Origin of the sequence: Vibrio splendidus 12E03, from assembly GCF_000272105.2 — a bacterium.
GTDB classification, from domain to species: domain Bacteria; phylum Pseudomonadota; class Gammaproteobacteria; order Enterobacterales; family Vibrionaceae; genus Vibrio; species Vibrio splendidus_I.
Genome location: NZ_AJZD02000133.1, coordinates 1 through 9,831, shown reverse-complemented (window position 1 = coordinate 9,831; position 9,831 = coordinate 1). Strand labels below are relative to the sequence as shown.

Genomic DNA, 9,831 nt, shown 5'->3' with positions numbered 1-9,831 from the left:
GACGTCACCTGCAATGAAGATGATGGTTCATCAAATTCAAAGTGGGGGGGATCCTAAAAATATAATGCCTTTGTTTGTTATGAGTAATTAAATAAAAGCAATTAAATAAAAGAAATTAAATAAAGAACGTAACAAGTTATGCAGTGAATAAATATCTGCAGGGCTTTTTACGTCTTAAAAATAGAATTTATTCATTTAGTCGGAGATAAAACTGATGAAAACCACTCTAAAGCGAAGCCTTTTGGCGCTTAGTATTTCAGTAAGCTTGCCTGTAATGGCTCAAACCATGTTTAGCGATGTTATTAATGTTGAGCCAACAGAGCCTGTCTCAACTTCAATTTGGAACGATGACAAAGCACAGATGAATGCTTTCATTTCGGACCTAATTTCGAAAATGACCATTGAAGAAAAAATCGGCCAGCTTGATCTGCAAAGTGGTACGCGAAATGTAACGGGTCCTTCTGTCAACGAAGAGTATGAGGCGCAAATTCGTCGAGGTGAGGTCGGTGCAATTTTCAACTCTTATGGTGCTGAATGGACTAAGAAGCTACAAACAATGGGGGTGGAAGAGACTCGATTAGGGATTCCTCTTATTGTTGGTCATGACATTATTCATGGTCACCACACAATTTTCCCTCAATCTATCGGTGAAGCTGCTTCTTGGGATCTTGAAGCTATCGAACTTGCTTCCCGTATTGCAGCGCGAGAGGCGGCAGCTGATGGTATTAGTTGGACGTTCGCGCCAATGGCGGACATCACACGAGATCCACGTTGGGGGCGTGTATCAGAAGGTGCTGGGGAAGATGCATTCTTAGGCTCTGCGATCGCGGCTGCTCGTGTAAAAGGTTTCCAAGGTGAAGACCTTTCCGAAGTTGATACTGTGATGGCAACGGCAAAACACTTTGTTGGTTACGGCTTGTCTCAAGGTGGTCGTGATTACCACACTACAGATGTATCAGACCACGAACTGTGGACCACTCAAATGCCTCCATTCAAGGCGATGGTTGATGCGGGTGTTGCCACCTTCATGACCTCGTTCAACGACCTGAACGGTATTCCTGCGTCAGGCTCTAAAATGCTTTTAACTGACGTGTTACGTGATCAGTGGGGGTTTGAAGGGTTTGTTGTTACTGACTACACCGCAATCAATGAACTCGTTCCACACGGTTATGCTAAGGACGATAAACATGCTGCAGAAATTGCGTTTAACGCTGGTGCAGACATGGACATGGTGGGTCTTCTTTACCTCAACTACATGAAGCAGTTGGTAGAGGAAGGCAAGGTGAACATGGAGCAGATCGATAACTCTGTTCGTCTGATTCTTGAGATGAAGTGGCGTTTAGGTCTATTCGAAGACCCATACCGTTACTCAAGTGGTGAGCGTGCTGAAGCTGAACTTCTTAAACAAGAGAATTTAGACGCCGCACGAGATGTCGCGAGAAAGTCGTTTGTTCTATTAAAGAATGAGCAGAATGCACTTCCTCTAGATATCAACAATATTGACTCAATTGCACTGATTGGCCCAATGGCTGACCGCACTAACGACATGATTGGTAACTGGTCAGCAACGGGTGATCGTCAGACAGTGCCGGTCACGATTCGCCAAGGCTTGGAAGAGCGTTTAGGTGATGATGTTCAAATTAACTATGCGCAAGGTGCGACCCACTCATACATCTACAACGCTGAAGACTATGAAGTTAAGAAGCACCTAAGAATGCTTCCTTCTATCTATGAGAATGATCCAACTCTGGATCAAAACATCCAAGAAGCGATTGAAGTGGCGAAGAAGTCAGACGTGATTGTATTGGTTGTTGGTGAAGATTGGCGTATGTCAGGTGAGGCGGCAAGTCGTACGGATATTACTCTACCAGGTAATCAGCAGCGTCTAATGGAAGAGCTTAAGAAGCTTGATAAACCAATGAACGTCGTTGTTATGAGTGGCCGACCAAATGACCTTTCTTGGTTAGACGACAACGCAGATAGTATTTTACACGCATGGTATCCAGGTACTTCTGGCGGTCACGCTGTATCTGATGTGTTGGTTGGTGACTACTCGCCATCGGGCAAGCTTCCGATGAGTTTCCCGCGTTCAGTAGGTCAAGTTCCTGTGTTCTATAACGAGAAAAATACGGGACGCCCATATGACGCTGAAAACCCTAATCAGCGTGCTGAACACTACAAGTCACGTTATGACGATTCAGATAACACACCGCTGTACGCATTCGGTCACGGCATGTCTTACGCATCATTTGAATACAGCGATATCAAGCTTTCATCAGCGACAATGTCGATCGACGGCGAAATCAAAGTATCGGTTGATGTTACCAATAACGGAGCTCATGCAGGTGAAGAGGTAGTGCAACTCTACACGCGCCAAATGGTTGGATCGATTACTCGACCAGTTAAAGAGCTGAAAGGTTTTGAGAAGGTTCATTTTGAAAAAGGTGAAACCAAGACAATTAGCTTTACTTTGAAATCTGAAGATCTTGCCTTCTACCGCGCGGGCATGGATTGGGGTGTAGAGCCTGGTGAATTCCAAGTCTTCGTTGGCACGGCTTCGGACGATGTTAAAGAAGCAAACTTCATCGTCACTGAGTAATTAAGAACAAAGGACCACGTGTTCTGTAGAACGCGTGGTTAACAAAACCCCTGTAGCAACACACGTACTTCTTAAAAGGTATATATCTTGAACAAAAAAATACTCTCGCTGGTAGTGGCCGGTGCGTTAGCGCAAACTGGTTGCGCCGCAGACACAGACACAGATAACAAGGAGACATTGGCGGTTCAGCAAGAAAATGAACGACCAAATATCCTTTTCATCATGACGGATGATCATGCTGTACAAGCTTTAAGTGCATATGGCCATGAAATTTCAAAAATTGCGCCGACACCTAATATCGATAGAATCGCAGAAAGTGGCGTTAAGTTCACGAGTTCGTATGTAACTAACTCCCTTTGTGGTCCTTCTCGTGCAGCTATGTTTACAGGTAAGTTTGGCCATAAAAATGGTTTTAATTACAACGGTCAAACGTTTGATGGTACTCAAGACCACTGGGCCAACAAACTTCAAGATTCTGGCTATACAACGGCCATGATTGGTAAGTGGCACATCAACCGAATTCCAGATGGTTTTAAGTTTGACCATTGGGATATCTTGAACGATCAGGGGGAGTATTATAACCCTGATTTTATTACGGAAGATGGCGTTCAAATGGAGATGGGTTATACAACAGACCTGATCACAGAGAAAACCATTAAGTGGCTTGATGAGCAGAGAGATAAAGACAAGCCGTTTGCGCTCTTAATGCACCATAAAGCGCCGCACCGAAATTGGATGCCAGCCCCGCGTCATACTCAGACTTTTGCCGAAACTGAGTTCCCGGTCCCTGAGACGTACTTCGACGATTACGATGGTCGAGTCGCTGCCCAAAAGCAAAAACTGAATATCTATCGGGATACGCAGGAAGGCCACGACTTAAAGATGACCACCGGTGTTGGTGAAACCGAGTGGCGTCGTGATATTTGGCCGCACTTGCTGGAAAGACTCACCCCAGAGCAACGCGCAGAATGGGATGCAGCATACCAAGAACGCAATGATTGGTTTAACGCCAATGAAGCAGATATGACCGAAGAAGAGATCGCAATTTGGAAGTATCAACGCTACATGCAGGACTACCTAGCGACGATCATATCGGTCGATGAAAGTGTCGGTGAAGTGCTTGATTACTTAGAAGAGAACGATCTTACTGACAACACCTTGGTTGTATACACATCTGATCAAGGCTTCTTCTTAGGTGAGCACGGTTTCTTTGATAAGCGATTCATGTATGAAGAGACATTCTCTACTCCGCTTGTGATGCAGCTTCCGGGGCGTATCGCGCCAGGTACAGTTGTAGATGAACTTGTACAAAACATCGACTACGCACCAACATTTATGGATCTAGCGGGAGTTGAGGCTTACCCAGATATTGATGGTAAGTCACTTGTTGAGTTAATGACAACAGGTGAAGCTCAAGAGTGGCGTTCGAGCTTGTACTACCACTTCTATGAGATGCCAGGTTTCCACCGCGTCGCACGCCATTACGGTGTGAGTGATGGTGACTACAAGTTGATTCATTTCTACTTCCCTGATGATAACTGGGAGTTTTATGACTTAAGCAAAGATCCTAACGAGATGAATAACGCGATTGATGATCCTGCCTACAAGCAAGAAATCGCGCGCATGCAAGAAGAGTTAGAGTCTTTGAAGAAGCAGTACTCGGTACCACCAAAAGAAGAGTGGGAATCGATGGATCTAAAACGTAAGCCAAAAGAACGTTTAGAAGATCTGTTCCCTCACAGCTTCGAAAACAAAGAGTAGTTTCCCTATCTACGTAAAGGTGGTGGCAATACCACCTTTTTATCTCAGGAATTCAAATGGTTAATCAATATAGAGCAGTGTTATGCGCACTGTTACCCTTTATGCTGTTCTCCGTTCCGAGCCAAGCTTCGAATTTTGGTATGGAGAATATCTTCGGCGATCGATTGGAAGATGTCGCAGCAGATTCAGAAAATACACCTAGATTTCGATTTTTCTCCGGCTTGGAGTATGAAGATGTCGGATTGAGCAATGCGCTTGATGAAGTAGAAATGACAACGGTTCATTTTGATGGTTGGGGAACAATTAACAAAAACTGGCAGCTTGGACTGGTATCAGAAAGGCTTCAATTTTATCGAGATGGAAACCGACTCAATGATGCCGACATCATCGAATTTAAACCTAGGTACGAGAACGCTATTACCAGCAACCTTAGATACAACATTATGGTTGGGTACCGGCATGTAGAGGGAAACAGAGAGCGTAACATGTTTAAGCTTCGCCCAGCATTTTTCTACCGAAACGGCGATCATGCGCTTAATGTCAACGGCTTATATATCTACCGACATGGAGAAATGAACGCTCGCGGCGAACGGATAGACAAATTTGAAAGTGAACCGAATTATAACTATCGCATTAATGATTCGTTTAGTACCGGTGCTGGAGGCTTGTACGAATCTGAGTTCAACCAACATGGTGATAATACATTCCGTAAGTGGGGGATAAAGCCCTTCATTACTTATCGCGTCAATCCGGGTTTCACGGTGACATTACGTCAAGATATTTTTCAAGTAACTCGCCGTAACAATAGTGGATGGAATCAGTTTAATACCAATATTCAAACAACCACTCGATTAACTGATTCAATCCGTTTAGTCGCGAATGTTGCATACAGGCATTTCAACGAATTTGATGGCCGAGAAACGTCGGAAGGTAATAAAGATGTGCTCTTTGGGCGCGTAGGCCTTAGTTGGTCATTTTAATAAGAACTCGGTGAACAATCATGAAAAAAATAACAATGGTTCTATACGCTTTAGTTAGCACATGCTCTGGATTTGCTACTGCCGCTCCAATTTATATTACCGATGACAATAAGCTAAATATGAATGGCGATATCTATAGCGGTTATCTTCGGACCAGTGAGTACAAAAAAGACAACGACGTGAGTCAGAATCAGCTTGATTCATACTTCCGTCTTGGCTTTCAAGGGGCGTCATATGTCAATGAGTCTGTGATTGCCATCGGTGAGGCTGAGCTTGAAGTCGACATCGCGGATAATTCAAGTCGTGACGGAGTCGATACTCGCCTAGGTTATGTTGGCTTAATGTCTCAGGAGTATGGAACATTAACTTTTGGCAAGCAATATACCTCGGGTCGTTTACTTACTTCTTGGACCGACACCGGTGTATCTCGTATGTCGAATAACGATGCTGTTATGGCACCTTCGAGAGTTTCAAACGTACTGAAGTTTGAGTTGTCTCTTCTTAATGACCGCCTGACCCTTGGCGCAGACAAGATCTTGGATTTCTCAACAGAAGAATATGACGAGCGTAAAGGTTCGAACGCAGCTGCAACGTATCATATCACTGATAATTTCAGCGTTGGCTTAGGGTACCTCGCGCAAAGGGTCAGCTTCATTGAAGAACCTGAATCAATTCCAGCTATAGAGCAATACGGCACAGGTGATGTTTGGGACAGTCAGTCTTACCTTACGGCTGCGAGATACAATAATGAAGGCTTTAGCGCGGCATTGGTCTTAGACAAAACGAAAGACAAAGCGCAATTGGGCGATCATAAAGCGCTGGAGGCATCGGTTATGTACGATATCGAACGTTATCGATTTGTCACCCGTTTCATGAAGAGAAATGCTGATCTTGAAGAGCGAGACGTTGAAACGATTACTTTCGGTGTGCAATACCGTGTCAATAAACACCTAGATCTGCTATCAGAGTTTAATTCTTCCATTCAGAATCACGATTACAATCAGTTTAGTGTCGCTGCACACTATCAGTTTTAGTACGAAACGCCCTCCAAGTACGCCAATGCAGTGTGTGCTTGGAGGAGGAACTTGGATAGGGGTTTAAAGAGTCGGAGGCGTACAGTCATGATTTGATGTATAATTTTGCGATTGAAATTTGGCTAGAACTCATATGAATTACAACAAATACGATAGTTACCCAACACCTGCATGTGCGCGCGGATTATGGATATTGAAATGTCTGTCGACAAACAATGAAGGCGCAAGCTTAGATCAGTTACACAAGATTTCTGAAGTACCGAAGGCAACGTTATCGCGAATTTTAGAGACTTTAGAGATGTTAGGCCTTGTCGTTAAAGACGAAGCCAAGATATATAAAACCGATTATCAGATCGTTCTAGCCAAAGATTCAAGCTCTAGCTTCGATGATAAGTTGTTTGAAGCTATGAACTATCTCAGTAAACAGCTTGGTTATACCGCAGAGTGGTATGTTCCTACGCTAAGCGGCATGGTTATGAAGAAAACAATGAGCCCTTTGAAAGAGCGACGTGTTTGGGCTCAAGAAGGTTTCGTCAGGAGCTGGGGGGGAGAAGTGGACGCGGTTTATCGAGTTGGCAAACGCTGCTATGGAGACAAAGCGCCTTCAAACGATGTTGCTTGGACGTATGGCAAGAAAGGCAAGAAGATTTCAATACCTTTAGAAAAGCTTGAAGAAGAGATCAATGAGTTAAGCGAAGAGGCGTCATTTGCCGACAACAACTTCAATGAAAATGGAGTTCGACGCAGTGCAATATCTGTGTTCGTTGATAACAAGTTCGCCGGTGTGCTTGCGTTAGCGGAATGTTGGACGCCAACAACGGATCTCAACGTTAACTCATCTTTACCTCAACTGATTAATGCTTATAAGGATTTCTTTTAGAAAAAATGGGTAGTTTAACGAAGGCAGAGATGATGCAGTTTGGCGCTGGTGGAGGAGCATCAAGTGCTATTTTTCAGTTTACGACTACTTACCTGTTGTTCTTTTTTACTAATATAGCGGGAATTGAAGCTTCACAAGCAGCCCAATTGATTTTAGTCATGAAGGTTGTTGATGCTATATTTGACATTACTGCAGCGTATATTGTTGATAATGTTGACTTGAAATTTGGTCAAGGAAAATATCGCCCTTATATCGCTGCCTTTGCCCCAATTCTTGGTTTAAGTATTTATATTATTTTTTCAAGTCATAACTTTGGTGATGACATATCAACCTTCTTCATTTATCTTGCTGTAGCTGTTTTTTCAATAGCTTTGTCTTTTTGTAACATGGCTTACAATGGTTTGACTGTAAAAATGTCGTCAAATTATGATGAAAGGGCTTCAATGATTACTTGTAAACAGCTCATTGGCGTCGGAGTTGGTTTTTTTGCTAGCTTTCTTCCATTGTATATTGCAGCTTATTTTGGTGGTGGTCATAAAGGCTGGGAAGTCACCGCTCTTATGATGTCAGTTTTAGTAGTCAGCCTATTTTATATTTCATGGTATGGTTCCAGAAAAAAAGACTACTCAGTTAATAAATCGAAACAATACAATAAGCAGCTTTCTATTTCTAGTTACCAGACTATCTTGATGCAGAATAAGCCGTTAGTTGCATTGATGATTTGTCAAAGTTGTTTGATGTTCTCTGTTACTTTGGAGGGAGCAACTGCCATTTATTTCTTTATTTACTATCTAAAGGGGGAATCGCTTTTCCCACTATATCAAGGCCTTGTGGTAGCGTTATCGTCAGTTGCTATTTTTGTTGCTCCTAAGTTGATCCGACATTATGATAAAAGGTTTGTATATATTTCAAGTTGCAAGTTAGCAATAATTCTTCTCTTTATAGCGCTCTATTCTTCGTTAAACTTTTCTGCGAATGTAAGCTTGGTGTTTCTTGTTCTTTTAAAAGTGCTTATTGTATTTTGTGCAAATCTGGTGTGGATGTTATTGCCGGACTGCGTAGACTACGGCGAGAAAAAATATGGTATTTCTGCAGCTGCAGTTACTCAAAGTTTGTTAACTTTTTTTGCTAAGATATTCAGTGGGCTGGGTGTGTTCTTTGCGGGGTTTGTTTTGTCGAATGTTGGTTTTGAGGCCGAAAGTGCAACCATGTCGAGTGAGATTAATTTGGTATTTGTCACATTTAAATTCTTACCTTTTCTTCTGTCTCTACTTATCTCAATTCTAGTTATGAGGAATTACAGTATTACTCGAAGTAGTTTGTATTAGATAGAACTACACCGTTTCATATATTCCTTAGTCAATGCGAAAATTTCAGGAATACCTAACCCAGTAAGCTTATTATTTATTTTTTGGGCTATGTGACTGATTTTTTAATTACCTCCTTAATGACAAATTTAAAATCCTAAACTCTTATTCAGATCATAAAAATCACGGTTAACATTAACTTTCCGAAAATTAGCCCCTTTTCTTGTATTAATTTTGTATGTTTTTTTATTGTACTATTCATATGAATAGATGTTTGAAGTTCAATGAAGATTTTGGCGGGTTTTAAGACGTTTTTGAGGGCTCAAAAACGGTGAAACCCCGATGTTGGTAGTAATCTTAGCTGTATGATATTGATTTATATGAATTTCATGTATTTAGAGCTGGTGGTTAAGCTCTAATTGGCCTAAAAAACGGTTAAAAAGGCCAATGAAATAGTCAAATAAAATCAATAGATTAGCAACTTGGTACTACTGTATTAGTCCACCCTAAAGTGGGTTTGAAATCGATTCGTTGAATCGTTTTACGCTTCGGGAATCCTTTTCGTTAATTGCTGCGCAAATAGAATGTCACAGAAAAAATCGTGCATAGTTTTTCTACCAGTAGATGAAAAATCTTAATTTTCATGTAGTGAGAAAGGTAAGGAGAACGACATGGCGACGCGTAAAATCAGACCTAGACAATTTATTGATGAGTTTTACCCTGATTCAGGGATATGCAATACCACCATCATAAACTGGATTAAACACGGCAAGCTTGAGGGCACTAGAATGCCAACCGGCCGATATTTAGTCTGTGTTGACGACGAGATAGGGAACCCTGCAGACAGGGTCAGTGAACTTCTAAGATTCTTGGAGTCATAAATGGTTGGTAGAGCTAGAAGCAAAGAAACGGCTCATTACCCTCCATTCTTGGTGAAAATGAGCCATAGGGGTCAATCTCGATTTCGGTTTACAACCGTAGATGGTGTGAAGAAGCTATTTCCTATCGGGACTGTAGAGCAAGAAGCGATACAAGCTGCGCATGTTTATAACTTGCAGTATCGTCCTGAGCTAGGAAGCGCGTTTTCCCTTTCAGAGATGACCCCATTTCGCAAAGCTGTCTCTAAAGGCCGAAAGGACAAATTTAATCGGCCTTTAAAAGAGTGGATTCCATTAGTGTTGTCTCGTGTGAAGAAAGAAGAACGGCTTTCCAAAGACGTTTATCGAAATTTGGAAAGGGACTGTTACCGCCTTGATGAGTTCATGGGGCG

Annotated in this window: 7 protein-coding genes and 1 pseudogene; all 8 read left to right on the top strand. The window is 42.3% G+C overall.

All coding sequences use genetic code 11. The features are described from left to right. Nucleotides 1-214: 214 nt before the first annotated feature. Nucleotides 215-2,599, top strand: coding sequence for a beta-glucosidase BglX (bglX, locus tag A142_RS10270; protein ID WP_019820024.1), 2,385 nt, complete (start codon nucleotides 215-217; stop codon nucleotides 2,597-2,599). An 87-nt stretch (nucleotides 2,600-2,686) separates the two neighbouring features. Further along, complete coding sequence (locus tag A142_RS10265) at nucleotides 2,687-4,360, top strand: sulfatase family protein (protein WP_019820023.1); 1,674 nt, start codon at nucleotides 2,687-2,689, stop codon at nucleotides 4,358-4,360. A 56-nt stretch (nucleotides 4,361-4,416) separates the two neighbouring features. Then, nucleotides 4,417-5,340: a hypothetical protein gene (locus A142_RS10260; RefSeq protein ID WP_019820022.1), complete on the top strand. Its 924-nt coding sequence runs from the start codon at nucleotides 4,417-4,419 to the stop codon at nucleotides 5,338-5,340. A gap of 20 nt (nucleotides 5,341-5,360) precedes the next feature. Next, entirely contained in the window at nucleotides 5,361-6,374 is a 1,014-nt protein-coding gene (locus tag A142_RS10255; protein WP_019820021.1) for a porin, read from the top strand. Between the two features lie 133 nt (nucleotides 6,375-6,507). Next, nucleotides 6,508-7,254, top strand: a complete 747-nt coding sequence (locus A142_RS10250; RefSeq protein ID WP_019820020.1) for a helix-turn-helix domain-containing protein — start codon at nucleotides 6,508-6,510, stop codon at nucleotides 7,252-7,254. Between the two features lie 5 nt (nucleotides 7,255-7,259). Continuing rightward, nucleotides 7,260-8,582 carry an MFS transporter gene (locus tag A142_RS10245; RefSeq protein ID WP_019820019.1) on the top strand — a complete coding sequence of 441 codons (1,323 nt, stop codon included), beginning with the start codon at nucleotides 7,260-7,262 and terminating at the stop codon, nucleotides 8,580-8,582. Nucleotides 8,583-9,232: 650 nt separating this feature from the next. Further along, nucleotides 9,233-9,442: a hypothetical protein gene (locus tag A142_RS10240; protein ID WP_019820018.1), complete on the top strand. Its 210-nt coding sequence runs from the start codon at nucleotides 9,233-9,235 to the stop codon at nucleotides 9,440-9,442. Beyond that, nucleotides 9,443-9,831: pseudogene (locus A142_RS10235) on the top strand (integrase); the annotation flags it as partial.